The organism is Arthrobacter sp. UCD-GKA (assembly GCF_001863355.1).
Lineage (GTDB): Bacteria > Actinomycetota > Actinomycetes > Actinomycetales > Micrococcaceae > Paeniglutamicibacter.
In genome coordinates this window covers 69174-94504 of sequence record NZ_MOLR01000006.1, presented here as the reverse complement: position 1 = coordinate 94504, position 25331 = coordinate 69174, and the positions used below count along the sequence as shown (strand labels likewise).

At 68.6% G+C, this 25331-nt stretch carries 21 protein-coding genes, 1 tRNA gene and 1 pseudogene; 7 read left to right on the top strand and 16 right to left on the bottom strand.

Annotated features, from left to right (window positions below):
* Positions 1-5: 5 nt before the first annotated feature.
* The 4 genes from arc to BLJ79_RS12020 all read right to left on the bottom strand — a co-directional run bounded on the left by arc (position 6) and on the right by BLJ79_RS12020 (position 4912).
* Entirely contained in the window at positions 6-1742 is a 1737-nt protein-coding gene (gene arc / locus BLJ79_RS12035) for a proteasome ATPase (RefSeq protein WP_083411248.1), read from the bottom strand.
* Between the two features lie 166 nt (positions 1743-1908).
* Entirely contained in the window at positions 1909-2997 is a 1089-nt protein-coding gene (locus tag BLJ79_RS12030; RefSeq protein WP_071214987.1) for a tRNA (adenine-N1)-methyltransferase, read from the bottom strand.
* A gap of 71 nt (positions 2998-3068) precedes the next feature.
* Entirely contained in the window at positions 3069-4196 is a 1128-nt protein-coding gene (locus BLJ79_RS12025) for a site-2 protease family protein (RefSeq protein ID WP_071214986.1), read from the bottom strand.
* The gene (locus BLJ79_RS12020) at positions 4193-4912 is read right to left on the bottom strand and encodes an HAD family hydrolase (RefSeq protein WP_071214985.1); all 720 of its coding nucleotides are present in this window, start codon (positions 4910-4912) and stop codon (positions 4193-4195) included. Before BLJ79_RS12020 ends, BLJ79_RS12025 begins: the two co-directional genes overlap by 4 nt.
* A gap of 61 nt (positions 4913-4973) precedes the next feature.
* Here BLJ79_RS12020 and BLJ79_RS12015 point away from each other — a divergent pair, with 61 nt between their 5' ends.
* A complete protein-coding gene (locus BLJ79_RS12015) occupies positions 4974-5984 on the top strand; it encodes a PAC2 family protein (RefSeq protein WP_502686099.1) in 1011 nt (336 codons plus the stop codon).
* A 129-nt stretch (positions 5985-6113) separates the two neighbouring features.
* On the opposite strand, the gene mshC is transcribed toward BLJ79_RS12015, so the two are convergent.
* The 3 genes and pseudogenes from mshC to BLJ79_RS12000 all read right to left on the bottom strand — a co-directional run bounded on the left by mshC (position 6114) and on the right by BLJ79_RS12000 (position 8724).
* Positions 6114-7391 carry a cysteine--1-D-myo-inosityl 2-amino-2-deoxy-alpha-D-glucopyranoside ligase gene (mshC, locus tag BLJ79_RS12010; RefSeq protein WP_071214983.1) on the bottom strand — a complete coding sequence of 426 codons (1278 nt, stop codon included), beginning with the start codon at positions 7389-7391 and terminating at the stop codon, positions 6114-6116.
* Positions 7392-7502: 111 nt separating this feature from the next.
* Positions 7503-8327, bottom strand: a pseudogene (locus tag BLJ79_RS12005) (undecaprenyl-diphosphate phosphatase).
* 139 nt (positions 8328-8466) lie between these two features.
* Positions 8467-8724 carry a hypothetical protein gene (locus tag BLJ79_RS12000; RefSeq protein WP_071214982.1) on the bottom strand — a complete coding sequence of 86 codons (258 nt, stop codon included), beginning with the start codon at positions 8722-8724 and terminating at the stop codon, positions 8467-8469.
* Positions 8725-8766: 42 nt separating this feature from the next.
* Between BLJ79_RS12000 and BLJ79_RS11995 the strand changes: the two genes are divergently transcribed.
* Positions 8767-9021, top strand: a complete 255-nt coding sequence (locus tag BLJ79_RS11995) for a DUF5703 family protein (RefSeq protein WP_071214981.1) — start codon at positions 8767-8769, stop codon at positions 9019-9021.
* Positions 9022-9444: 423 nt separating this feature from the next.
* Here BLJ79_RS11995 and BLJ79_RS11990 read toward each other — a convergent pair whose 3' ends face one another.
* The 3 genes from BLJ79_RS11990 to BLJ79_RS11980 all read right to left on the bottom strand — a co-directional run bounded on the left by BLJ79_RS11990 (position 9445) and on the right by BLJ79_RS11980 (position 12265).
* Positions 9445-10569: an acyl-CoA dehydrogenase family protein gene (locus BLJ79_RS11990; RefSeq protein WP_071215188.1), complete on the bottom strand. Its 1125-nt coding sequence runs from the start codon at positions 10567-10569 to the stop codon at positions 9445-9447.
* Positions 10570-10693: 124 nt separating this feature from the next.
* Positions 10694-12019 (bottom strand): M20/M25/M40 family metallo-hydrolase, encoded by a 1326-nt coding sequence (locus tag BLJ79_RS11985; RefSeq protein ID WP_071214980.1) that lies wholly within the window; start codon positions 12017-12019, stop codon positions 10694-10696.
* Between the two features lie 163 nt (positions 12020-12182).
* A tRNA-Leu gene (locus BLJ79_RS11980) sits at positions 12183-12265 on the bottom strand.
* Positions 12266-12624: 359 nt separating this feature from the next.
* Here BLJ79_RS11980 and BLJ79_RS11975 point away from each other — a divergent pair.
* Positions 12625-13863, top strand: coding sequence for a glycosyltransferase (locus BLJ79_RS11975; protein ID WP_071214979.1), 1239 nt, complete (start codon positions 12625-12627; stop codon positions 13861-13863).
* Positions 13864-13885: 22 nt separating this feature from the next.
* Here the strand turns inward: BLJ79_RS11975 and BLJ79_RS11970 are convergent, their stop codons facing one another.
* The 4 genes from BLJ79_RS11970 to BLJ79_RS11955 all read right to left on the bottom strand — a co-directional run bounded on the left by BLJ79_RS11970 (position 13886) and on the right by BLJ79_RS11955 (position 18523).
* Positions 13886-14824, bottom strand: coding sequence for an alpha/beta fold hydrolase (locus BLJ79_RS11970; RefSeq protein ID WP_071214978.1), 939 nt, complete (start codon positions 14822-14824; stop codon positions 13886-13888).
* A gap of 155 nt (positions 14825-14979) precedes the next feature.
* On the bottom strand, positions 14980-15888 hold the full coding sequence (locus BLJ79_RS11965; protein WP_071214977.1) for a MaoC family dehydratase: 909 nt from the start codon (positions 15886-15888) through the stop codon (positions 14980-14982).
* Positions 15885-17222 (bottom strand): 3-oxoacyl-ACP reductase, encoded by a 1338-nt coding sequence (locus BLJ79_RS11960; protein ID WP_071214976.1) that lies wholly within the window; start codon positions 17220-17222, stop codon positions 15885-15887. Before BLJ79_RS11960 ends, BLJ79_RS11965 begins: the two co-directional genes overlap by 4 nt.
* 2 nt (positions 17223-17224) lie before the next feature.
* Positions 17225-18523: an acetyl-CoA C-acetyltransferase gene (locus BLJ79_RS11955; RefSeq protein WP_071214975.1), complete on the bottom strand. Its 1299-nt coding sequence runs from the start codon at positions 18521-18523 to the stop codon at positions 17225-17227.
* A 71-nt stretch (positions 18524-18594) separates the two neighbouring features.
* Between BLJ79_RS11955 and BLJ79_RS11950 the strand changes: the two genes are divergently transcribed.
* Together BLJ79_RS11950 and BLJ79_RS11945 are read left to right on the top strand one after the other, a co-directional pair.
* Positions 18595-19308 carry a TetR/AcrR family transcriptional regulator gene (locus tag BLJ79_RS11950; RefSeq protein ID WP_083411246.1) on the top strand — a complete coding sequence of 238 codons (714 nt, stop codon included), beginning with the start codon at positions 18595-18597 and terminating at the stop codon, positions 19306-19308.
* 107 nt (positions 19309-19415) lie between these two features.
* Complete coding sequence (locus tag BLJ79_RS11945; protein WP_071214974.1) at positions 19416-21497, top strand: acyl-CoA dehydrogenase family protein; 2082 nt, start codon at positions 19416-19418, stop codon at positions 21495-21497.
* Between the two features lie 165 nt (positions 21498-21662).
* On the opposite strand, the gene BLJ79_RS11940 is transcribed toward BLJ79_RS11945, so the two are convergent.
* Positions 21663-22310: a maleylpyruvate isomerase family mycothiol-dependent enzyme gene (locus BLJ79_RS11940; protein WP_071214973.1), complete on the bottom strand. Its 648-nt coding sequence runs from the start codon at positions 22308-22310 to the stop codon at positions 21663-21665.
* A 199-nt stretch (positions 22311-22509) separates the two neighbouring features.
* Here BLJ79_RS11940 and BLJ79_RS11935 point away from each other — a divergent pair, with 199 nt between their 5' ends.
* Positions 22510-23325: a PspA/IM30 family protein gene (locus BLJ79_RS11935; protein WP_071214972.1), complete on the top strand. Its 816-nt coding sequence runs from the start codon at positions 22510-22512 to the stop codon at positions 23323-23325.
* A 263-nt stretch (positions 23326-23588) separates the two neighbouring features.
* Here the strand turns inward: BLJ79_RS11935 and BLJ79_RS11930 are convergent, their stop codons facing one another.
* Positions 23589-24773: a DDE-type integrase/transposase/recombinase gene (locus BLJ79_RS11930; RefSeq protein ID WP_083411275.1), complete on the bottom strand. Its 1185-nt coding sequence runs from the start codon at positions 24771-24773 to the stop codon at positions 23589-23591.
* A 217-nt stretch (positions 24774-24990) separates the two neighbouring features.
* Here BLJ79_RS11930 and BLJ79_RS11925 point away from each other — a divergent pair, with 217 nt between their 5' ends.
* The gene (locus BLJ79_RS11925) at positions 24991-25275 is read left to right on the top strand and encodes a hypothetical protein (RefSeq protein WP_071214971.1); all 285 of its coding nucleotides are present in this window, start codon (positions 24991-24993) and stop codon (positions 25273-25275) included.
* The last annotated feature ends 56 nt before the right edge of the window (positions 25276-25331 follow it).

The window sequence follows — 25331 nt, the reverse complement described above, 5'->3', positions numbered from 1 at the left end:
GACGCTCACAGGTACTGCCCGGTCTCGTCGGCGCCGGGGGCCTGCAGTGTCTTGCCGCGCCCGTTCTTGTCGGCCACGATGGTGCGGATGAAGGTGATGCGTTCGCCCTTGCGCCCGGAGATCCGCGCCCAGTCGTCGGGGTTGGTGGTGTTGGGCATGTCCTCGTGCTCGTGGAATTCCTCCACGACAGCGGCCAGCAGGTGCTCCATGCGCAGCCCGCGTTCGGCGCCGGTGAGCAGCGCCTTGATGGCGGACTTCTTGGCGCGGTCCACGACGTTGCGGATCACCGCGCCGGAGGAGAAGTCCTTGAAGTAGAGGATCTCGGTCTCGGTGTTGGCGTAGGTGACCTCGAGGAACTGGTTTTGTTCCCCGGTGGAGTACATCGCATCGACGGTCGCCTGGATCATGGCGCGCACCGTCGCGTCGGCATCGTTGCCGTGTTCGGCCAGGTCGTCCGGGTGCAGCGGCAGATCCGCGGTGAGGTACTTGGCGAAGATCTCCGCGGCGCCCTGGGCGTCGGGGCGGCGGATCTTGATCTTCACGTCCAATCGGCCCGGGCGCAGGATCGCCGGGTCGATCATGTCCTCGCGGTTGGAGGCGCCGATGACGATGACGTTGTCGAGGCGCTCAACCCCGTCGATCTCGGCGAGCAGCTGCGGGACGATGGTGGTCTCCACGTCGGAGGACACCCCGGTGCCGCGGGTGCGGAACAGCGAGTCCATCTCGTCGAAGAACACCACCACGGGGTTGCCGCCGGCGGCCTTCTCCCGGGCGCGGGCGAAGATCAGCCGGATGTGGCGCTCGGTCTCCCCGACGTACTTGTCCAACAGCTCGGGGCCCTTGATGTTCAGGAAGTAGCTCTTGGCCGTGCCGGTGTCGCCGTTGCGTTCGTTGGTGCGCTCGGAGAGCGAGTGCGCGACGGCCTTGGCGATCAGCGTCTTGCCGCAGCCCGGGGGGCCGTAGAGCAGGATGCCCTTGGGGGCGGTGAGCCCGTGCTCGCGGTACAGGTCCGGGTGCAGGAACGGAAGTTCCACCGCGTCGCGGATCGCCTCGATCTGGTCGGACAGCCCGCCGATGTCGGCGTAGGAGATGTTCGGGACCTCCTCAAGCACCAGGGACTGCATGTCGGAGAGGTGCACCTTTTCCAGGCCCAGCCCGGTGCGGGTGTCCAGGGTCAGCACGTCACCGACGCGCACGGTGTCCTTGACCAGGGGTGCGGCCAGGCGGATGACGCGCTGGTCGTCGGCACGCCCCATGGCCACCACCCGGTGGTCCTCCAGGACCTCCTTGACGGTGACCAGCTCCCCGGATTTCTCGTAGCCGAGCCCGGCGACGATGACCAGGGATTCGTTCAGCAGCACCTCCTGGCCGATGGCCAGCTTGGCGAAGTCCAGCAGCGGGGAGATGCCCACGCGCAGCTTGCGCCCGCCCTGGACGATGTCCGCGGACTGCACGCCGGTCGAGGAGATCGCGACCCCGGGCACCGGGTGGGTGCGCGGGTGCAGGTCGACGACGGTGCCGTGGCTGAAGGGGGTGTCCCCGTCCTTTTCGAGCCCGGACTTCAGGTTCAGGATTTCCTCGCGGGTGCGCTCGAGCATGGCGACCAGGCGGGTGTTGTTGGCACCGGCCGTGGCCAGCTGCCGGTCCAGTTGGCGGTTCTTGTCCCGCACGATGTTCAGCTGCCGCTCGGCCGCAGTGACCTGGCCCTCGAGCCGTGCGCGATCCGTATCTTCGCCCATCATCCACCTGTTTCGCTTGATCCGGAGGGTTTGCGGGTGCCGGGGTGAACCGGCACCTTTCTTTGCTTCCATCCTAGGCATGGGCGCGGCGGAATGAACGAAATGTGACCGCGCACCTTCGCGGGCAGGTGGGCCCGGAAAGGTGCGCGGCCACGGGGGGCGCGCTCGGCTAGTTGCCCTCGGTGCGCGTTTCCGGCCCGGTGTCGGTCGCGGAATCCGGCTCGGTGCCGGCGGGCAGCGAACCGCGCTGGATCATCGACTTGGCGTCCTTGGCGGCGCGGCGCAGCTTGCGGTCCGAGACCCCGCGCTCCCCCAGGGCCTCGTGGTGCCAGGCCTCCGGGTTCTGCGAGCGGGTCCAGGTTTCCAGGTCCTCGGCGGAGTAGGTGTGTTCCTTCACGCGCTTGGCGCCGGGGATGCCCACGGCGCCGTCGGCCAGGCGCCGGCAGGTGATCAGGAAGGCGGTGTGCGCGACCATGCGGTGGTCCGGGCGCACGGCCAGGCCCTCGACGTGCCAGCCGCGGACCATGGTCTCGAAGGACTCGGGCTCGGTGTACAGCCCGGTGGCGCGGATGGCCTCCACGGTGCGGGACATCTGCGTCACGGTGGCCACGTAGTTGACCCACACCCCGCCCGGGGCCAGCACGGTGGACACGGCGTCGACACACTCCCACGGGGAGAGCATGTCCAGCACCACGCGGTCCACGGAGCCGGGTTCCTCGGTTTCCAGGACCTTCTCCTGGAAGTCGCCGATGGAGATCTGCCAGGCCGGGTGCGGGCCGCCGAAGACGGTGTCCACGTTGCCGCGGGCGATGTCGGCGAATTCCTCGCGGCGCTCGAAGGAGTGCAGGTAGCCGGAATCGCCCACGGCGCGCAGCAGCGACATCGACAGGGCGCCGGAGCCGACGCCGGCCTCCACGACGCGGGCGCCGGGGTAGATGTCGCCCATCTGGATGATCTGGGCGGCGTCCTTGGGGTAGACCACGGTGGCGCCGCGCGGCATCGACAGCACGAAGTCCTTCAGCAGCGGGCGCAACGCCTGGTAGCGGACCTCGTTGGTGTTCTCCACGATGGAGCCCTCGGGGGCGCCGATCAGCGCATCGTGGAAGAGCACGCCCTTGTGCGTGTGGAATTCCCCGCCGGCGGTCAGGGTGATGGTGTGGATCCGGCGCTTCTGGTCGGTGAGCTGGACCCGGTCGCCGGGGCGGAAGGGGCCGCGGCGGTTCTCGGCCCCGTGGGGTGTTGCTGGCTTTTCGCTCATGGGGGTGGAAATGTCCTTACGTTCTGGATTGGTGGGTGTTCGTCGGTGGCGGCCGCGAGGCGGCGCCGTGGCTAGTGCGGCTTGCCGGTGATGGCCGCGACGATGCGGGCCTGGGAGAGCAGTCCGATGACGCGGTGGGATTCGTCGATGACCGCGTACTCGCTGCCCTGCAGCGTGGCCAGGTACCCGATCAGGGCGCGGCCGTCGGCGTTGGCGTCGACCACCGCCCCCGGTCCCAGGGCGCGGGCCGCGGAGAGCGCCGGGGACCCGGCCAGCAGCGAGGGGTCGATGGAGCCCAGGGCCTCCTCGTCGATCACCGCGACCGGGTTCCCGGCCTCGTCGACGAGGATGACCCGCCCGCCGCGGCTGGCCAGCCGGGCGGCGACCTGGGCGAGAGTGGAGTCCTGGCGGATGGCGGTGGCCGGTTCCATCAGGGCCCGCACCTTCACCAGCGGCAGGCGCAGGCGCAGCTTGGCATGGGTGATGCCCTGCGAGGCGCCGACCCACATGAAGCCGCCGACCAGGACCGCGACGATGAGCACCTGCAGGTCCAGGGGCTCGTTGCGGGTCAGCGGGCGGATCACGAAGTATCCGACCACCAGGATCACCAACACGCGCCCGGCCCAGCCCGCGGCAATGGTGCCGCGGTCCTGGGATCCGGTGTAGCGCCAGACGGCCGATTCGACCAAGCGCCCGCCATCGAGCGGAAGCCCCGGCAGCACGTTGAAGATCGCCACCAGCAGGTTCGCCCAGACCAGGATGAACCACAGCAGGTACAGCACGCCGGTTGGCTGCACCCAGAGCAGCAGCGAGTAGCCGACCCCGGCCAGCACGAAGTTCGCGGCCGGCCCGGCCATCGCCACGGCCAGCGAGCGGCCGGGGGTGGCGTTGAAGGAGGAGAACTGGGTGTGCCCGCCCCAGAGGTTCAGGGTGATCCGCGCCCCGGGCCAGCCGAAGGACTTGGCGACCAGGGCGTGGGCGAGTTCGTGGATGAGCACCGAGACGGCCAGCAGCACCGCGTAGGCGAAGGCCACCAGGTAGGCCATGGCCCCGAGCCCGGGGATGGAGCTTGCGACGTTGGGCCCGAAGAGCAGCACGATGACCCCGGTGATGACGAACCAGGACCAGGCCAGGGAGACCGGGACCCCGAAGATCGATCCGAGCGGGATCCCCGCGCGCTTGGTGCCCGCTTCGCTCATGTGCGTGCCCCCGCGGACACCAGGGTGCCCAGGGCCTGGAGGTCCAGCTCTTGGAGCGAGCCGACGCGGTGCCAGGACGCGGAGTCCGGGACCGGGGCGATGTGCGGGATGAGCACCGCGGTGATGCCGCTGGCTGCTGCCGAGGCGATGCCGGGGGCCGAGTCCTCCAGCCCGATGACCCGGGCCGGCTCGAGATCCGCCACGGAGCGCCCGAGCATGTCCAGGCCCAGCAGGTACGGGTCGGGGTGCGGCTTGCCGCGGGAGACCATGTCGCCGGTGACGCGGAAGCCGAAGTAGGGGTGCGGCAGCTGTTCGAGCACCAGCGCCGCGAGCGGCTCCTCGGACATGGTCACCAGCCCGCAGGGGATGTTCGCCCGGTGCAGGGTTTCAAGCAGTTCCAGGGCGCCGGGGCGCCAGTTGACGTGGCGGCGCACCCCGGCCAGGACCTCGGCGGTGAGCCGGTCGATGATCTCGCGCTCGGGAAGGGCCACCCCGGCGCGCTGCAGCGCGGCCGCGGCGTCGGGCAGGGCGTTTCCGACCAGGGCCATGGCCTGGTCTTCGCTCCAGCGGCCGCCGAATTCGGCCACGAGGGCCGCCTCGGCGGCCATCCAATAGGGTTCGGTGTCAAGCAGGGTTCCGTCCATGTCCCACAGCACGCCCTGGATCTCGGTGTTCAGGGCAGCACTGGGCAGGGGGTCGCAATTCTGGGTTGGCATGAGCCAATTCTAGTGTGTGCGCCATTGCCCCGGCGACCGGTGCGCGCGCTAGGGTGAGGATGTGAGCGAAGATATGAATGAACCAGTGACACTTTCCTCGCTGGTGGCAGCGTCCGCGACGCCCGCGCCCCTGCGCCCGGCGATCATGGTGGTGGCCTTCGAGGGATGGAACGATGCCGGGGACGCCGCAAGCTCGGCGCTGAAGACCATCAAGTCGGCCACCGGCGCGGTGAAGGTCGCGGGCATCGGCGACGACGACTACTACGACTACCAGTTCTCCCGGCCGCAGGTGCGCCGCAATGCCGCAGGCAAGCGGGTCATCAAGTGGCCCACCACCCGCATCTACCGTGCGTCGCTGCCCGACTCGCCGGTGGACCTGCTGCTGGTGCGCGGGGTGGAGCCGACCTACCGGTGGAAGGCGTTCATCACCGAGATCCTCACCCGCGCCGAGGAGGAGAACGTGCAGGGGGTCGTGGCGCTGGGCTCGTTGCTGGCCGATGTGCCGCACACCCGCCCGATCCAGGCCTCGATTTCTTCCGACGACCCGAAGGTGCGCGAGGCCCTGGGCGCCGGGCAGGCGAGCTACGAGGGTCCGACCGGGATCCTGGGGGTGCTGGCCCAGTTCTCCGAGGCCGCCGGGCTGCCCACCCTCTCGATCTGGTCCGCGGTCCCCCACTATGTGGCGCAGCCGCCCTCGCCGAAGGCCGAACTGGCGCTGTTGCACCGGGTGGAGGAACTGTTGCCGCTGACGCTGGACCTGCACGAGCTGACCGAGGACGCCTTGGCCTGGGAGCGCGGGGTCAACGCGCTGGCCACCGGGGACGCGGACGTGGCAGCCTATGTGCAGCAGCTGGAGCAGGCGCAGGACGAGACCGAGCTGCCCGAGGCCACCGGCGAGGCGATTGCCCGGGAATTCGAGCGCTACCTCAAGCGCCGGCACCGCCCCGGGGCGGCCGGGGCGCACGAGGAACACGAATCGCCCGACAGGAACGACCCTGCCACCGGGGGGCCGCAGACCCCGCAATCACCGGATACGCCCGAGACGCCGGACACCCCCGGGACCCCCGACTAGCGGTTCCCGCAAGGCCCCGGGGGTACGCAAAACGCGTCCCGCACGCAGCCACTGCCCCTGCAAGGGGTGTGGCGGTGCGGGACGCGTTCCGGTTTCCGTGCCCGCTGCCGAAGCGGCGGGCACGGATCGCTAGGAGAGCTTCAGGCCCAGCAGCGCATCGAGCGCATCGGTGAGCAGCTGCCCGCCGGCACCGTTTTGGCCGTCGTCCTCGGCCGGGTCCTGTGCGGCGAAGGCGTCAAGCACGGCCAGGGCCGCGGGTGCGTTGATGTCGTCGGCCAGCCTCGAGCGGATCCGGGTGATCACCGCGGTGGCCTCGGCCAGGGTGGCGGAATCGATGCGGGCGCGCCAGCGGGCCAGGCGGTCGTGGGCCTGGGCGAGCAGCTCGTCGGTCCAGAACCAGTCGCTGCGGTAGTGCTGGCCCAGCAGCACCGTGCGGATCGCCACCGGCTCCACGCCGGCGGCGCGCAGCTTGGAGACCAGCACCAGGTTGCCCAGGGACTTGCTCATCTTTTCGCCGTCCAGGCCCACCATGCCGGTGTGCACGTAGGACTGCGCCAGCGCCTTGCCGTCCAGTGCGGCGGCGTGTCCGGCGGAGAACTCGTGGTGCGGGAAGATCAGGTCCGATCCCCCGCCCTGCACGGTGAAGGGGGCGGGCAGGAAGCGGCGGGCGATGACCGAACACTCGATGTGCCAACCCGGGCGCCCGGCGCCCAAGGTTCCGCCGTCCCATTCCGGTTCACCGGGCCGGGCCACGCGCCACAGCAGGGGATCCAGGGCGTCGCGCTTGCCCGGGCGTGCCGGGTCCCCGCCGCGTTCGGCGAAGAACCCGAGCATGGTCTCGCGGTCGTACCCGCTGACGGTGCCCAGCTCCCAGGCGTCGGAGGCCGCGGCCGCGGCGTCGAAGTAGATGTCCCCGTCCGGTTCCCCGTTTTCACCGGGCACCGCGTAGGCCAGGTCCTTGGCGACGAGCTCCTCGACCAGCGGGACGAGCCAGGTAATGGATTCCACGGCGCCGATGTAGTGCTTCGGCGGGATCACGTTCAGGGCCTCCATGTCGGCGCGGAACAGGTCGGTCTGCTCCTTGGCCAGCACCTGCCAGTCCATGCCGGTGGCGGCGGCCCGCTCGAGCAGCGGGTCGTCGATGTCGGTGACGTTCTGCACGTAATTCACTTCGCGCCCGGCGTCGCGCCAGGTGCGCAGCAGCAAATCGAAGGCCACGTAGGTGGCGGCGTGCCCCATGTGGGTGGCGTCGTAGGGGGTGATGCCGCAGACGTACATGCTCGCCGGTGCGTCGGACTTCTCGGCGGGGGCGGTGTCAACCAGCCGCTGCCTGGCGGTGTCGTGCACCGCCAGGATCGGTGCGTTTCCCGGAACGTGCGGGACGGTGGGCGCGGACCATGCAAGCACGGGGCGTCCTTTCTCTTAGGTTTTCCCCCGGAACAGGCCGGGGCGCAATGCAGTTACTTGGAACAAGTCCAAAGGACCCCGCGCTTATTCCACGATTCGGGGCCGGGTTTGCTAGGCGTTGATCACGTTGAAGCCCAGCAGCAGGTACAGGGCCAGGCCCAGGGCCACGCGGTACCAGACAAAGAGGCTGTAGCTGTGCGAGGAAACGTACTTCAGGAACCAGCCGACAATGACAAAACCGACGATGAACGCGATCAGCGTTGCCAGGCACGTCTGCGGCAGCGACTACACGCCGGGCTCGTCGAAGGACTTGGCCAGCTTGTACAGCCCGGAGGCGAAGACCGCGGGGATGGCCAGCAGGAACGAGTAGCGGGCCGCGGCGCCGCGGGTGTAGCCCATGAACAGCCCCGCGGTGATGGTGCCGCCGGAACGCGAGACCCCGGGAATCAGGGCCAGTGCCTGGGCGAAGCCGAAGAGGATGCCGTGCTTGGGGGTCAGCGAGGCCAGCTCGCGGTCCTGCTTGCCGTAGTAGTCGGCGACCGCCAGGATCAGGCCGAAGACCACCAGGGTGGTCGCCACGATCCACAAGGAGCGGAAGGACGTGTCGATCTGCTCTTCGAAGAGCAGGCCCAGCACCGCGATCGGGATCGAACCGACGATGATCAGCCAGCCCATCTTCGCGTCCGGGTCGCTGTGCGGAATCCGGCCGCGCAATGCGTTGAACCAGGCGCCGATGATCCGCACGATGTCTTTCCAGAAGAACACCAGCACGGCGGTTTCGGTGCCCAGCTGCGTGATCGCGGTGAACGCCGCGCCGGGATCGGAGGCACCGGGCAATAGCTCTCCGACAATGCGCAAGTGGGCGCTGGAAGAGATGGGGAGAAATTCTGTCAGACCCTGGATCAGCCCCAGGAATGCCGCTTCAAACCAATTCACGTACCGACACTACTTCACCAAGGCGCACCGAGGCCCGTTGGCTCTCCACGGTGAGGCGAAGTTAATACCGTGGTCCCACCCGCCGAGGGCCGCCACCGGCACCCTGGTACCGGTTCGGCGCACCGGCCGTGTCCCGGTCCTATTGCTCGCTTCCCTGAAGCGGCCCGTCCTCGTCGTAGGGGTCGTTGTCGTCGTCCTCGTCGACCACGGTCAGCGGCAGGAACTCCTCGTAGGACTCATACAGTGCGTCCTCGTACTCCTCGTAGGCGTCTGCCACGGCAAGGAATGCCGCGCTGATCGAGGCGTCCTGGGCACCGCGCTTTGCCGCCACCGCCGAAAGGTGTTCTTCGAGGCAGCTGATCAATACACTGAGGGCAACACGCGGGTCTGTACTCATGTGTTCGACGTTACATGCACAAGCCACACTATGGACAGGGTCATGATCGAAAAGAAAATCACGGCACCAAGCCCCCTCGAGGCGATGCCCGGGGACCCCGGACACCGCTTCGAATACCTGGTCATCACCGCCCGCCCCGGCGAGCACCGGTCGGTGGCCCGGGCCGCGGTGCGGGAGCACTCCGAATACGGCAAGTGGGAACTGGTGCGCACTTGCCTCTACGAGGGCGGCGGGCAGAAGTACTGGATGCGCAGGCGCATCATGCGGGTCAAGCCGACCCTTGACATCCGCGCCTGAGCTGCGCAGCTTCCCCGCGGACGATCAACGCCGGCGGTCGGCAGGAAACGTCCCGCCCATGGATCAAGCCCGGTCAGGACCTTGCGAGGCAGGCAGGCTCGCTGGAGACCGCTGCGGGCTTTCCGTCCGGGAGGTTGTCGACCTGCCGCGAGATGTACCGACCGATCCGTTCGCCGGCCTCGAGCGGATCGATCGACTAAACGGCACCGAAAAGCTCCTCCGGAATCCCCCACGCCAAGCCCTCGTCAAGCGGTGCCGGCCCCACCAGTCCCTCCTGGAAGTGGAGGATTGAAAGGTTCCTTGCGTAGGCGTCGGTGCTGCAGCTGGCCGCATTGAAGGAGGCGGCAGGGCAGCGGTCGATGCCGGGGCCCCTGCCGTGCGTGGCCCTTCCCAGTGCTTCAGATCGCCCGGTGCCCTCGCGGCCTACTCCCTGACCGGCCCCAGCAACCAGGACGCCACCGTGGAGTGCGCCGACTCGGCGTCCGAGGGGTGGTAGAGGCTGGCCAGCGCGTCGCGGTAGAGCCGCTCGAGCTCCGAACCGCGGAAGTACTGCCCGCCGCCGGAGACCTTGGCGGCGACATCGATGCAGTAGCGGGCCGCGTCCCCGGCCGCGGTGCGCAGCGTGACCAGCCGCGGGAACCAGGATCCCCCGTGATCCACCAGGTCGTCGAGGTCGCGGGTGGTCATCCGCAGCATCGCGTCGAGCCGCAGGATCTCCATCCCGGCGTTGGCTACCTGCCACCTGATGTCCGGGTCCTGGTCATAGGTCCGCCCGTCGTTCTTCAGCGATTTCCGCCGCACCGGGTTGGCCGCGGCCAACTGCATGCCGCGCTCGGCCAGCCCCACGTAGACCGAGGCGGTGAGCGAGAGGAACGAGGCGAAGATGCCGAAGACCAGCAGGTCCGGAACCGGGCCCACCGGCAGGGTGCTGTGGATGTGCTCGGCCGCCACCGGGGCCCCGGTGAGGACGGTCGAGTTCGATTGGGTGGCCCGCATGCCCAGGGTGTTCCAGTTTTGCGGGATCTCGATGCCCGGCGCATCCCGGTGCAGGAAACCGTGGACCAGCTTCGGCTCTGGGCCGCTTTCGTCCTTGCCGAAGACCCCCAGCCGGGTCCAGACCGGGGCCAGCGAGGTGAAGATCTTGGTGCCGGTGAAGGCGTAGGAACCGTCGGCCGCCGGCACGGCCCGGGTGACGGAGTCGAAGAGGACCTGGTCGTTGCCGGCCTCGGAGACCCCGAAGGCCATGACCTCCCCCGCCTGCACCCAGTCCAGGACCATGTCCAGCCGGTGGTCTCCGCGGGCGGCGAGCAGCGTTGCCACCCCGCACCAGACATGGTGCATGTTCACGGCCAGTGCCGTGGCCGGGGCGTAGGAGCCGAGCAGGCGCTGGGCGGCGGTCATCGTTTCCATGCCCCAGCCGAAGCCGCCCCGGGATTCCGGGAGCATGGCCCGCAGGTACCCGGCCTCGGCAAGTTCGGCAAAGTCCTGCGTGCAGAAGGTGTTCTGTTCGTCGTAGCCTCCGGCACGTGCCCGGAATCCTTCGAGCATGTCGGTGCCGAGCACCTGGTCAATCGTCTTCACGTGGGTTTCGCTTCGCTTTCCTGTTGCTGGGGGTGTGGATCATCCCGCGGCGGCCGGTCACCGGCCTCGGCGGGCATAGCCCGGGAGGGTGTCAGTAGGTGGTCAACAGGTCGCGCAGGACCCGGGTGCCGAACTTCAGCGAGTCGACCGGGACGCGCTCGTCGACGCCGTGGAACATGCCGGTGAAGTCCAGTTCGGCCGGAAGGCGCAGCGGGGCGAAGCCGTAGCCGGTGATGCCCAGCCGGGAGAGCGACTTGTTGTCCGTGCCGCCGGAGAGCATGTAGGGCAGCACGACGGCCTCCGGGTCCTCGCGATTCAGCGCGGCGACCATGGAATCGACCAGTCCCCCGGCGAAGGGAACCTCCAGCGCCCGGTCCAGGTGCAACGAGGACAGTTCGACGTCCGGCCCGGCCAGGGCGCGCAGCGTTTCCATGACCGCCTCGTGCTGCCCGGGCAGCGTGCGCACATCCAGCAGGGCCTCGGCGGACCCGGGGATCACGTTGTGCTTGTACCCGGCGGAGAGCACCGTGGGGTTGGCGGTGTTCTGCAGGGTCGCCCCGACGAAGCGTGCCACGTTGCCCAGCTCATTCAGCAGCACCTGCGGGTTGTCCTCGGTGAACTCGATGCCGGTCATCCCCGAAACACCCTCAAGGAAGGCGCGGGTGGTGTCGGTGTAGGAAATCGGCCAGTCGTGCTCGCCGATGCGGGTAATGGCCGCCGCCAGCCGGGTCACCGCGTTCGCCTCGTTGATCTGTGAGCCGTGCCCGGCCCGCCCGTTCGCGGTGAGCTTGAGCCAGGCGATGCCCTTCTCGGCGGTCTGCAGCAGGTAGGCGCGCTTGCCGTCGATGGTCGCGGAGAAGCCGCCGACCTCGCTGATGGCCTCGGTGGCGCCCTCGAAGAGCTCGGGGTGGTTCTCCACCATCCAGCGCGCGCCGTAGTCGCCGCCGGCTTCCTCGTCGGCGAAAAACGCGAAAACCAGGTCGCGGCGCGGGCGGGTGCCGGTGCGCTGCATCTGGCGCATGACCGCCAGGATCATCGCGTCCATGTCCTTCATGTCCACCGCCCCGCGGCCCCAGATCATCCCGTCCTTGATCTCGGCGCCGAAGGGGTCCACGGACCATTCGTCCTTGAACGCCGGGACCACGTCGAGGTGCCCGTGCACGATCAGTGCCGGCAGGGACTTGTCGGTGCCCTCGAGGCGGGTGACGACGTTGGCGCGGCCCTGGGCCGATTCAAGGACCGTGGCCTCGAGCCCCACCTCGTGGATGAGTTCGGCGACGTATTCGGCCGCCTTGCGCTCCCCCGCGCCCTCGTTGTTGCCGTAGTTGGTGGTGTCGATCCGGATCAGCGCCTGGCAAATGCGGGCGACCTCGTCCTCGGCAACAACGATGTCCGGGGTGCTCTGCGCAGCTGACATGGGGGAATCCTTCTGCCTTCTCGTGACGAAACCTGGTTCCCCCACCCTATCCAGACCGGCGCACGCAGGCGAGGGCGAGGCGCCACGAGTCGTGGCGCGGGGGGCGTTTGCCGGGAACGAGAAAACCCCCGACCGGATTCTCATCCGATCGGGGGTTTGTCTGTGCGAAGGAGGGGACTTGAACCCCCACCCACTTACGTGGACTAGCACCTCAAGCTAGCGCGTCTACCATTCCGCCACCCTCGCTGGTGGCCGCTGCACCGGAGGAAGTTCGTGAAGAACTTTGTTTCCGTTGTCCGCGGCGAGATAAGACTCTAGCACGGGTCTGGGGCACACTTCAATTCGGCGGTTCCCCGCCCCGAAAACCCCGTGTTTACAAGGCTATTTGCGTGCTTCGGAGCCAAAACATGCAGTCGGGGCCGCTATTTGTGAGCAGGGTCATATTCCGAAGGGGGAAATCGTGGATTTCGGGCCCGTGGCAGGCCATGATCCGGGGCGGGGCTTGTTGCGTAGGATGAAGGTGTTGGGCCGCCACCTCCCGAGCATGTCGGGAGGTGGCGGCCGCATTGATCGCACATTTCTCGTTTACAGGCGGCAGAGCACCGATGTCCGAACCCACGAACACCCCCCAGCGCATCGCGATGATTTCACTGCACACCTCCCCGCTGGAACAGCCCGGGTCAGGGGATGCCGGCGGAATGAACGTGTACATCAGGCACCTGGCGTTCGCACTGGCCGATCTCGGGGTGGAAGTCGATGTCTTCGTCCGCGGCGCCGAGACCAGGGCCACCGACATGGCCCCGGGCGTGGTGTGCCACGAGGTGCAGGCAGGCCCGCCCGGGAAGCTGGCCAAGGAGGAACTGGCCGGGCACTTGCCGGAAGCCGCCTCGGCGATCCAGGACTATGCCTCGGGCCTCGGACCCTACGACGCGATCCATTCCCACTATTGGCTTTCCGGGATCGTCGGGCTGCAGCTACGTGATGCATGGGGCGTGCCGCTGGTGCACACCATGCACACCATGGGCAAGGTCAAGAAGCTCTCGGCGCACACCGAGGAGTCCGCCGCCCGCATCCGCGGGGAAATGCTGCTGTGCCTCCAGGCCGACCGGCTCACCGCCAACACCCCGGTGGAGGTCGAGGAGCTCATCCACCTCTACGGTGCAAAACCCGCGGCGCTTGACGTGGTGGAGCCGGGCGTGGACCTGTCGACCTTCCACCCCGGGGTGTGCGAGCAGCGCGAGAGCGCACCGGGTTCCTTGCGGGTGGTCTTTGCCGGGCGCATCCAGAAGCTCAAGGGCCCGCAGATCCTGGTGCGGGCGCTGGGGATCCTGGCCCGTGAACGCCCGGACCTCGATGTGAAGCTTTCGGTGATTGGTGCGCGCTCCGGGGCCAAGGAGCTGGACCTGCAGAAGCTGGTCGAGGCACAGGAAGTGGAGCACCTGGTGCGGTTCTCGCTGCCGATGCCCGCGGAGCACCTGGCCAAGGCGTTCCGCTGCGCCGACCTGGTGGCGGTCCCCTCCTACAGCGAGTCCTTCGGGCTGGTGGCGCTGGAGGCGCAGGCCTGCGGCACCCCGGTGCTGGCCCGCCGCGTCGGGGGGCTGCCCCACGCGGTGCGGGACGGGCACACCGGAATCCTGGTCGATGGCGCCGAGCCCGCCGCCTGGGCCGTGGCACTGGCGAAGCTTGCCGCCGACGCGCCGCTGCGCCGGCGGCTGGGCACCCAGGCCGCCGCATTCGCCGCCGGGCACGGCTGGGAAAAAACCGCCGCCGCGGCGCTGTCGTCCTATGCCGGTGCCATCGCGCAGCGCAGCGCGGACAGGTCAAGCACCTCCCCCGCCCCTTAGCGCGCCCCCGCCGGGGACCCGCTCACGGTTGGCCGGTGGCCGATGCCGCGTCGGCCAGTACCTCCTCGAGCCCATCGAGCAGATCCTGCAGCCCGCGCTCCTCGAAGGGAAAATGGCCGCATCCGCGCAACAGCCGGCTGACCGTGGGACCGGGCAAGGCCTGCAGGGTTCCCTCGCTCAGCGCCGCCGGCGTCCACGCGTCGAGCTCGGGATGCATCAGGTGCACCGTGACCGCCCGTGTTCGTGCCGCGGTGTGCGGGTGCCTCAGGTACGAGGCGAGTAACCCCAGGGGCAGCCAGGCGCCGCCGCCGCGCCGGTCCCTGGCGCAGAGCCGCCCCAAGAGGGGATCTCGCCCCATGCTTCGAAGATCGGCGATCCAGGAGATCTTGACCGGAATCCGGGCCACAGGTCCGCGCACCAGGGCGAGCAGCGGCATGAAGGGAAGTGCGAGCGACCCGAACCGCGTCATGGCCGCGCGCGCCTCGCGCTCCAGGGGGTCAAGCAGGCAGGTGGCGATGACCGCGGCAACGCCGCCGGCACGGGCAGCAGCCTCCACCGCGAGGAGACAGCCGATGCTGGCCCCGAGCAGGACCACGGGACGCCCGTCGTCCTCGGCCTCGAGGAGATCGGCCAGCAGGGCGATCCAGTCCTCGTAGACCACCCGGGCCCGCGAGGCCGTGACGGTTCGGCCGTAGAGCGGCAGGTCGACGGCGGTGATGTCCACGTCGCTGTCAGCCAGCAGGCCGGCGACGGGCCACAGCGCAGCCGCATGGGCACCGGCACCATGGACGACGACCAGACGCACCGGGGCGTCGGGCTTGCGCAACCGGGGGAGGTGGACGCGATGTCTCCGCCAGGACCACCAGGTCGACGCCGGGGAAACCTGCCGCTGGTTCCGGGCGGGCGGCAAGAAGGCCGCGTAGTCCTCGACGCCGGCTTCTGTTGGTTTATGAAAGTTCATGGGCGCTGCCTTTTCCGCGGGCCGTCAACGGCTCGAGTCTTCCATGAAGGACCCGGGCAGTTGCCGCGGCGAAGGACGTGTCGTGGACCTGTCCAGTTGGGTCGACCGGTCCGTGCGTCGAGGACCCAAGGCGTGGCGGCCGGCGCCGCGGCCTTCTACGCCCGGGAGGCAGGCCCGTCCGGACGCGTGGTGATCGATCCGGAGAAGTGCGGCTTGCCGCTGCGTGCGCCCCACCCGCTGAAGACCATGTGGTCCCCGCGGTCCTCGTAGCCGACATCGACGGTGGAGGGCAGGAACACCGGGGTGGCGAACTCGATCTCCCAGTCGTAGCCAGCGTCCTGCGGCGCGGCGCCGGCCAGTGCGCGTCCGGCCAGGTACATCCCGTGCGCAATGGCGCGCTTCATGCCCAGCGCCTTGGCCGAGGCGGCGGAAAGGTGGATGGGGTTGTAGTCCCCCAGCACCGCCGCGTAGGTGCGCCCGGTGTCGGCGGCCAGCTTCCATGACGCGGTGCGTGCCGGGATGGTGAAGGGAGCCCGGGCCTCGGAGGGGGCTCCGGGCCGGCTGCCGGGCCAGATCCCGCGGGCCAGGTAGGTCGAGACCCCGCGCCACACCGGTTCGCCGCCCTCGGAGACCTCGACGACGAGATCCAGTTGGGTGCCGGCGCGGTGCTCGCGCAGGTTGGCCGCCCAGGCGGTGGCCGAGAGCGTTGCCGAGGCGGGGATCGGACGCAGGTGGTTGACCCGGTTGGACAGGTGCACCATGCCCAGCAGCGGCAGCGGGAAGTCCTCGCGCACCATCACCGACATCGCCACCGGGAACACCATGCCGTGCACGAAGACGCTGGGCAGGGTGTCGCGCACGGTGTCGCCCATCAGGCGCTGGTAGTCGACCAGCCGTGCGGGATCGGCCACCAGGGCCTCGAGGCGGTGCTCGATTTCCGGCAGCGTGCCGCCTGCGGCCTGGCCGCCGGGCAGCAGGGCGCGCAGCCGGCTTCCGGCGGCCTTGGCGTAGAGCGCGCCCAGCGAGGGTGCAGCATCCAGGACGACCCGTTCGCGGGCGCTCATGCCCCCACCAACGACTGCCCGCACACCCGCAGGGTGCGCCCGTTGATGCCGGCGGCCGCATCCGAAGCCAGGAATCCGATGGCTTCGGCCACATCCAGCGGCAGCCCGCCCTGCATCAGCGAGGGCATCAGCATCCGCGCCACGGCGCGGGTCGCCAACGGGATCTTCGCGGTCATGTCGGTCTCGATGAAACCGGGAGCCACGGCGTTGATGCCGCCGCCGTTTGCGGCGAATGCGGCCGCGGAGGCCCGCACCATGCCGATGACCCCGCCCTTGGAGGCCGCGTAGTTGGTCTGCCCGCGGTTCCCGGCGATCCCGGAGGTCGAGGCCAGCGAGACGATGCGCAGCCCCGGCAGCTTGGCGGCCAGGAACGCCTCGTTCATGGCCAGCTGCGAGGAGATGTTCACCGCGATGACCGAGTCCCAGCGGGCCGCGTCCATGTTGGCCAGCAGCTTGTCGCGGGTGATCCCGGCATTGTGGATCACGATGTCCAGTGCCCCGTGGCGGGAGCGTGCATGCTCGATGATCTTTTCCCCGGCGTCGGCGCGGGTCACGTCCAGCTGCAGGGCGGTGCCGGAAACCCGGTTGGCGACCCTTGCCAGCGCGTCCCCGGCGGCCGGGACATCGACCACCACCACGGTGGCGCCGTCGCGGTGCAGCGTCTGCGCGATGGCCGCCCCGATGCCGCGCGCCGCGCCGGTGACCACGGCGACCTTCCCGGCCAGGGGCTTGTCGAAGCTCTCCGGCAGCGTCCCGTCGACCGAGTCGACGGCGATGAACTGGCCGTCGACGTAGGCGCTGCGCCCGGAGAGCAGGAAGTGCAGGGCAGCCAGTGCGGAGGGTGCCGTGGCCGAGATGCCCTCGGCGAGCACGATGCCGTTGGCTGTTGCACCACCGCGCATCTCCCGGCCCAGGGAGCGCATGGTCCCGTCGATGCCCTGGCGCACGGCGGCCACGGCCGGGGCGTCGGTGTCCAGCGCGGGCCGGCTGAAGGAGACCACGCGTCCGCCGGGGGCCAGCCGGCGCAGCGCCGCGCCGGCGGCGAGCATGGGCTCGGAGAGTTCGGCGGGGTCCGCCAGCTCGTCGAGCAGCAGGATGATCCCGCCGAGTTGGCTCTCGCCGGAGGCGTGCCGGCGCACATCCAGGCCCCAGCCCAGCAGCGTGTCGGCCAGGTCCTGGGCGGCGGAGGAGTTTCCGAGCAGCAGCAGCGGGCCGGGCAGCAACGGGGCCCCGGGTGCGTAGCGGCGCAGGATCGCCGGGCGCGGGGCACCGAGGGACTTGGCAAGCTTCTTGGTGAAGCCGGAGTTCACGAGTTCCAGGTACTTGTCGGCCATGATCAGCGTGCCTCCAGGATCGCCACGACGCCCTGCCCGCCGGCGGCGCACACGGAGATCAGGCCGCGGCCTGATCCCTTCTCATGCAGCATCTTCGCCAGCGAGGCCACGATGCGTCCGCCGGTGGCGGCGAACGGGTGCCCGGCGGCCAACGAGGAGCCGTTGACGTTGAGCCTGGAGCGGTCGATGGCCCCCAGCGGGGCGTCAAGGCCGAGCTTGTTCTTGCAGAATTCGGCATCCTCCCAGGCGGCCAGCGTGGCCAGCACGGTGCCGGCGAAGGCCTCGTGGATCTCGTAGAAGTCGAAGTCCTGCAGCGAGAGGTTGTTGCGTTCCAGGATGCGGGCCACGGCATAGGTCGGTGCCATGAGCAGCCCCTCGGCCCCGTGCACGAAGTCCACTGCGGCGGCCTCGAAGTCCACGAAGTTCGCCAGCATCGGCAAATCGTGCTCACGGGCGTAGTCCTCCGAGCCCAGCAGCACCACCGAGGCCCCGTCGGTCAGCGGGGTGGAGTTGCCGGCGGTCATCGTCGCCTCGGCGCCCAGGTTCTTGCCGAAGGCCGGCTTGAGCGTGGCGAGCTTCTCCAGGCTGGAATCCGCGCGCATGTTGGTGTCCTTCGAGACCCCGGCGAACGGGGTGATGAGGTCGTCGAAGAAGTTCCGCTCGTAGGCGGCGGCGAGATTCTTGTGGCTGGCCAGGGCGAGCTCGTCCTGGGCGGTGCGGGAAATGTTCCAGGCCTTGGTGGTGATCGCCTGGTGGTCGCCCATCGACAGGCCGGTGCGCGGTTCGCCGGTGCCCGGCGCGTTCGGTGCCAAATCGCGCGGGCGGAACCTGGAGACCGCCTTGAGCTTCGCGCCGGTGGTGCGGGCGCGGGAAAGATCCATCAGGACCGCGCGCAGGCCCTCGGAGACCGCGATCGGGGCATCCGAGGTGGTGTCCACGCCGCCGCCGATGCCCGAGTCGATCTGGCCCAGCTTGATCTTGTTGGCCAGCGAGCCGATGGCTTCCATGCCGGTGGCACAGGCCATCTGGACGTCGTAGGCCGGGGTCTGGGCCGAGAGCGAGGTGCCGAGCACGGATTCGCGCACCAGGTTGAAGTCCTTGGAGTGCTTGAGCACCGCGCCGGCGGATACTGCGCCGAGGCGCTGGCCCTGCAGGCCGAAGCGGGCGATGAGCCCGTCAAGTGCGGCGGTGAGCATGTCCTGGTTGCTGGCCTTGGAGTAGGCGCCGTTGGAACGGGCGAAGGGGATGCGGTTTCCGCCGATGATGACGGCCGGGCGAATGGCTTGGGTCTGGTCGGACATGCTGTGGTTGCTCCTGGGGGCAGATGTGAGGTGAGTTACTGATACCCAGCGTACCTGATACGCTGGGTATCGTGAACAACCCTCAAGCCCCCGACACCGCGGGCACCCCGATGCAAGCACCAGGCGATGGCCGCTCGGCGCGCTGGGATGCCCACCGGGCCGCGCGGCGCCTGGAACTGATCAAGCTCGCCCGGCACACCATCCACCGGCTGGGCCCCGGTGCCTCCATGGAGGAGATCGCCGCGCAGGCGAACACCTCCAAGTCCGTCTTCTACCGCTACTTCGGCGACAAGGAGGGACTGCGCCAGGCGCTGGGCCAGTACGTCATCACCAACTTCCGCACCGAGGTGATCGCCGCGGCCCTCAAGTCCAGCGGCGAGGGCGACGCATTGCACGCCATGGTGCTGGCCTACCTGCGGATGGCCGCGACCTCCCCGAACATCTACTTCTTCGTCACCGCCAGCCCCGCAACGGACGTACTGACCGACCCGGCCGGTGCCGGGGGGCAGGTCCGCGACGGGGCACTGAACGACTTCTTCGAGGACCTGGCAACGATGATGCGCGAACGCATGCACGCCTACATGGGCGTCGGGCCCGGGGAGCAGGCCAGCCCCGCCCTCGAGCTCTGGCCGCGCGCATCGATCGGCATGGTCCGCGCCGCCGGCGAATTGTGGCTGCGCGCACCCGAAGGCCCCGGGCGCCCCGGCATCGAGGAACTCGCCCGGAGCCTGACCCTGTGGCTCACCCACGGCGTCGCGTCCCAGGCCTCGCTCGACCTCCCCTAGCCCGCAAGCTCCTTGCTCCACGGCAAGACGACCACCAAACATCCAAGAAATCCAGCGTCAGTTCCCCCGCACCGCGAGGGCAGCACAACCGAAAGGCAGATACGCCAGTGACCCAGGAACAAATCACCCTCGACACCGCCGACGTCACCATCGACGTGGCATCCCTCGGCGAACAGCTGCTGGGCCGCTGGGCGGAGATCCGCAAGGAAGCCCGCGCCCTGGCCGGCACCGAGGCCTTGCGCGGAACCCCCGGGCTGCCCATGGACGAGCACCGCGAACGCGTCTTCACCCAGCTGCACGAACTGGTCAACGCCAAGGCCGTGCACCGGGCCTTCCCCGCGCGCTTGGGCGGGCAGGACAACCACGGCGGCTCCATCGCCAGCTTCGAGGAACTGGTCACCGCCGACCCGTCCCTGCAGATCAAGGCCGGCGTCCAGTGGGGCCTGTTCGGCTGCGCGGTGCTGCACCTGGGCACCGCCGAGCACCACGACAAGTGGCTGCCGGGTATCATGTCCCTGGAAATCCCCGGGGCCTTCGCGATGACCGAGATCGGGCACGGCTCGGACGTGGCCTCCATCGGCACCACCGCCACCTATGACGCCCAGGCGCAGGAATTCGTCATCAACACCCCCTTCAAGGCCGCCTGGAAGGAATTCCTGGGCAACGCGGGGGTCCACGGCAAGGCCGCGGTGGTCTTCGCCCAGCTCATCACCGGCGGCGTGAACCACGGCGTGCACGCCTTCTACGTCGACATCCGGGACGAGAACGGCTTCCTGCCGGGCATCGGCGGACAGGACGACGGACTCAAGGGCGGGCTGAACGGCATCGACAACGGACGGCTGCACTTCACCAACGTCCGCATCCCGCGCACCAACCTGCTCAACCGCTATGGCGACGTTACCGCGGACGGCACCTACTCCTCGCCCATCCACTCCCCCGGCCGCCGCTTCTTCACCATGCTCGGCACCCTGGTCCAGGGCCGCGTGTCGCTGGACGGCGCCGCCACGGCCGCCTCCAAGATCGCCCTGCAGATCGCGGTCACCTACGCCAACCAGCGCCGCCAGTTCAACGCCTCCTCCGACATCCAGGAGGAGAACATCATGGACTACCAGCGCCACCAGCGCCGGCTCATCCCCCGCCTGGCCCGCACCTACGCCGCGTCCTTCGCCCACGAGGAACTGCTGGCGAAGTTCGACGACGTCTTCTCCGGGGCCACCGACACCGACGCCGACCGCCAGGACCTCGAGACCCTGGCCGCAGCCCTGAAGCCGCTGAGCACCTGGGACGCACTGGACACCCTGCAGGAGGCCCGCGAGGCCTGCGGCGGCGCCGGATTCATCGCCGAGAACCGCTTCACCGCCCTGCGCGCGGACCTGGACATCTACGTCACCTTCGAGGGCGACAACAACGTGCTGCTGCAGCTGGTGGGCAAGCGGCTGCTGACCGACTACGGGCAGGAATTCCGCAAGCTCGACGCCGGGGTACTGGCCCGCTACGTGGTCAAGCAGGCCGAAAACGTCGCGCTGCACCGCACCGGGCTGCGCTCGGTCGGCCAGGCGTTCGCGGACACCGGGGATGAGCGCAAGAGCGCCAACTTCTTCAAGGACGAATCCAACCAGCGCGCCCTGCTCACCGACCGGATCAACACCATGGTCGCCGAGATCGCCGACGCGCTGCGCGGGGTCAACACCAAGGACCGCGCGGCCTCCGCCGCCGCCTTCAACGAGAAGCAGGACGCGCTGATCGCCGCGGCCCGCGCACACGGCGAACTGCTGCGCTGGGAGGCCTTCACCACGGCCCTGGGCAACACCTCCGACGCCGGGACCCGCACGGTGCTGACCTGGCTGCGCGACGTGTACGCGCTGACCCTCATCGAGGAGAACCTCGGCTGGTACCTGATGAACGGGCGCCTGTCGATGCAGCGGGCCCGCACGCTCACCGGCTACATCAACATCCTGCTCGCCAGGTTGCGCCCGCACGTCCAGGACCTGGTCGATGCCTTCGGCTACGGCCCGGAGCACCTGCGCGCGAAGATCGCCGACGGAGGGGAAGCCGAACGCCAGGACGAGGCCGCCCAGTACTACCGAAAGCTGCGTGCCAGCGCCGATGCCCCGGTTGACGAGAAGGTGCTGATCGCGCGCGAGAAGGCCGCCAAGAAGGCCGCGCACCACGCGGCGGCCAAGAAGTAGCCCGGGCACCCATCCCCGACGGGGAGTGCGGCGCGGACCAACAGGCAATCGACTGCCCTTCGGTCCGCACCGCACTCCCCGTTTGGCTTTCCCTGAACCCTTTGGGGCCCGCATCAGGCGCGTTCCGCAGTTGATCCCCGTGGATCAAGGACTTCCGAACCCGCGTCAGGATCCTGCGTGCGTCGCGAAGGCCGCCGCACCCGGTCCGGAGATTTCATCCACCGCCAGGGGGCGGCCGGAAACGGCCAGCAGCAAGGAAATCGCCGGGCCGCGGACCATCAAGTCCCCGGAACCGTGCTCGAACCCGGTGTCCGTGGCAACCAGCCGGAACCCGGCGGCGCGTTCCTTGCCGCCGCCCAACTTGGTGCTGGTCCGCACCTGGTATTCCAACGCCGTGGCCACGTGTGCGGCTTGGTAGTCGCTCCGGAGGCCCAGTGGACGGCGAATGTCCTCCCCGTGCACGAACGCCTCCACCAGGCGGGTGGGCAAGGCCGCCGGCGGGGTGCTGGTTCGCGTGAGCACCGTGCGGAACCCGGCCAGCGTCCGTGCCGGGTCCGCGCAGCGTTCCCCGGCGATTCCCACGGCATTGTCCTGGTCGAAGTTGAAGCCCGCAGCGAACATGCGGCGGATGAATCCCAGCCGGGTGGTCTTGGCGGAGTCGACAAGGTGGGCCAGCACGTCGTGCACGGACCAGCCGGGGCACAGCGACGGCGTCTCCCAGTGCCCGGGCGCCAGGCTTTCGAGGTCGTCGGCCAGGGCCAGGCGCTCCCGGTGAACGACGGGCCAGATCACGGAGCTCGGTGCAGGGGTCATGGTTCCACCCAAGCAGTTGCCACGCGCCGAGGCAACAATCCCTGGTCGCCCGATCCACCGGATGGCCGCGGATCCGTCCCGTTCCGCGCGACGCGCACGCCCCTCGACCTGCCGGGAATCCTTGGTCCCGGGTTCAGTCGGGGCCGCCTGTCGCATAGAGTTATTCCAACGCGGCTTATGAAAGGGCAACGCTCCCCCCATGAAGAAGAACTCGATTTTTGCACGACTGTTCCGCATCGGAAAGTCCAACGCCAACGCGGCATTGGATGCGCTGGAAGATCCGCAGAAGATGCTGGACCAGAACGTGCGTGACTACTCCGACAACATTGCCAAGGCCGAAACCGCGGTGGCCCAGACCATCGGCAACCTGCGCATGCTTGAGGACGACTACAAGACCGCGGTCAACGACGCCCGCGAGTGGGGCGCCAAGGCACTGGCCGCCTCGAACAAGGCCGAGGAATACGCGGCCGCCGGCGACGGCGCCAACGCCGAGAAGTTCAACAAGCTGGCCACCGTGGCCATCCAGCGCCAGATGTCCAGCGAGAAGCAGGCTGCCAACGCCGAGCCGAACATCGCCTCGCAGCGCCAGGTCGTCGAGCAGCTCAAGACCGGCCTGAACACCATGTCGACCAAGCGCCAGGAATTGGTGGCCAAGCGCGACGAGCTGGTGGCCCGCGCCCGCAACGCCAAGACCCAGAGCCAGATGATGGACGCGGTCAAGGCCCTGGACATGAGCGACCCGACCTCCGAGATCGGGCGCTTCGAAGCCAAGATCCGCTCCGACGAAGCGCGCGTGCGCGGTGCGGCCGAGCTTGCTTCTTCCTCCCTGGATGCGCAGTTTGCCTCCCTGGAGGATCTGGGCGAGTCCACCGAGGTCGAGGCACGCCTGGCGGCCATGAAGGCCGAGAAGAACATCCTTGAACAGGCACCTGCCGCCGCGCAGCTTGAGGACGCCCCGGCGGCGTCCGAGATCGAAGCCCGCCTGGCGGAGCTTAAGGCCAAGAACCAGGGCTAGTTTTCCTGCCGCGGATACAGCTTCCATGCTGCTTTTCGGGCTATGACGCGGGGTTGGACACCGGTTGTCCAACCCCGCGTTCGTGTCCCCGGCGGCGGAGCGCCGTGCAGATGGTTCCGTTTCACCACAGGTCAAGCATTTTTTGTGGGCCGCCTGTTGCGTCATGTCAATACCTCCGGGAAGGTTGATACGTTGCCTCACCAAGGAACCTCCGCGCAGGCCGATACGTTGCCCCAGAAAGAAACCTCCGGGAAATGACTGCTTCATGACTGGACCTCCTTGAGGTGGTTGGTGGCGGTGCCGCCCTTGGCCTTGGACAGGGTTTCCAGACGTCCGGTCAGGGCGAGGATCTGGCGCGAGAGCGCCATGACCCGGATTTTCTTGAAGGCCGCGTTCATGCGGATGATCGGCATCTTCTTCACTTCGGGGTGGACGGTGGCTCGCTGGTGCGGGGTGGCCGGCTTGTCATGGACCTTGGTGACCTTGGCCCCGATCCTGGTCTTCTTCACCAGCTTCTGCTGGGGCAGGAGGTAGTTGGTGAAGACGCGGTCCAACTCCCATATCTCGTTGAGTAGTTCCAGTTCGGCCGGGGTGTCGTAGCGCAGGTAGCCGACCAGCTCACGGACCCGTGACCAGTTCTTTTGCTCCACGTGGGCGCCGTCGTTCTTGTTCCCGGAGCGTGAGCGGGTGAAGGTGATGTGTTGCTCGTCGCAGTAGTTCTTCAATTCGTAATTGATGAATTCGCTGCCGTTGTCGCTGTCGATCCCGATGATGGGAAACGGGAAGACGCCGGTGACGTATTGCAGGGCCTCGAACACCCATTTCTGGGCCTTGTTCTTCACTGCCCGGTTCACCGTCCACCCGGTGGAAATGTCGGTCACCGTGAGGGTGAAGCAGAACTCCCCGCTGTTGTTCCCGCCTTCGTGTCCCACCAGGTCGATCTCGACGAAGCCGGGCACCGCATCGTCCCATTCGGCCCAGGTGCGTATCGGGATCTGGGACTTGAGCAGGGAGCCTGGCTTGGTGTGTGAGCGTCCGCGCAGGCGCATCTTGGCCCGCTCACCGGCCAGCCGGCGGTCGATGGTCGAGGCGCTCATGCGCGTCAGCAGCGCGGCCTGCGCCTCGGTGACGTCCAGAGCCTTCTCGGTGCGCAGCATCGGCACGAGGTAGTGCATGGAGGCGGCCAGCAGCTTCGAGGCCGGCGCCCGCAGCACCGCCCAGCAGAGAACGAGTCCGGGTTGCAGGTCCGCCGGGTAGGTCGGCTTGCGCCAGGCCGGGGCCTTGCGTGGCCGTGCCGGCAGCAGGGCCTGGCGCAGGGCGGCACGGGCGTGGTCCCGGTGCCAGCCGGTCAGGGCCACCAGTTCGTCGAGCATGGTTCCCTTGGCCTTGCGACTGGCGGCGTGGTAGCGCGTGGCCAGCTGTTTGGTTACTGCCTTGCGAGCCCTCATGTTCAGTCCCATGCCAACGACGAAATACGGGGGAAACCCGAATATCAAGAGCCACGGAAGCGGAGGTTTCCTTCTGGGGCAACGTATCGGCCTGCGCGGGGGTTTCTTGGTGAGGCAACGTATCGATCTACGCGGAGGTTTTTTACGAGTCAACGCGGGCCGTTGACTGCCAGCCTCATCGTGGTTGAATGGACAGACTTGATCGGGAGGGCCACGAATGCGCACGAGTCGCGGTTTTGCAGCAGGAATCTTGTTCGGTTGGGGAATTCTCCTGATGGTCAGTCCCGTTGCCCTGTATCTGTTCATCCATGCCGAAGCCCGGCGTTACGCCTGGATCCTCGCCGGACCCGAACCCTTCAGCAATTTCGGCAGCGCTCCGTACCAATTGCGCATGTATGTCGGCCTGTTTGCCGTTGGGATCGTCTTCCTGGCCGGCGGCCTGATCCTGGGCTCTGCCCGGCGACGGGCAGACATCAGACGACATAGCGCATGGCTTGCGTAGCACGCAACCACCCCTTCTCCAACGGATGGTGGCAGGCCTGACCTTCCGGAATGAGT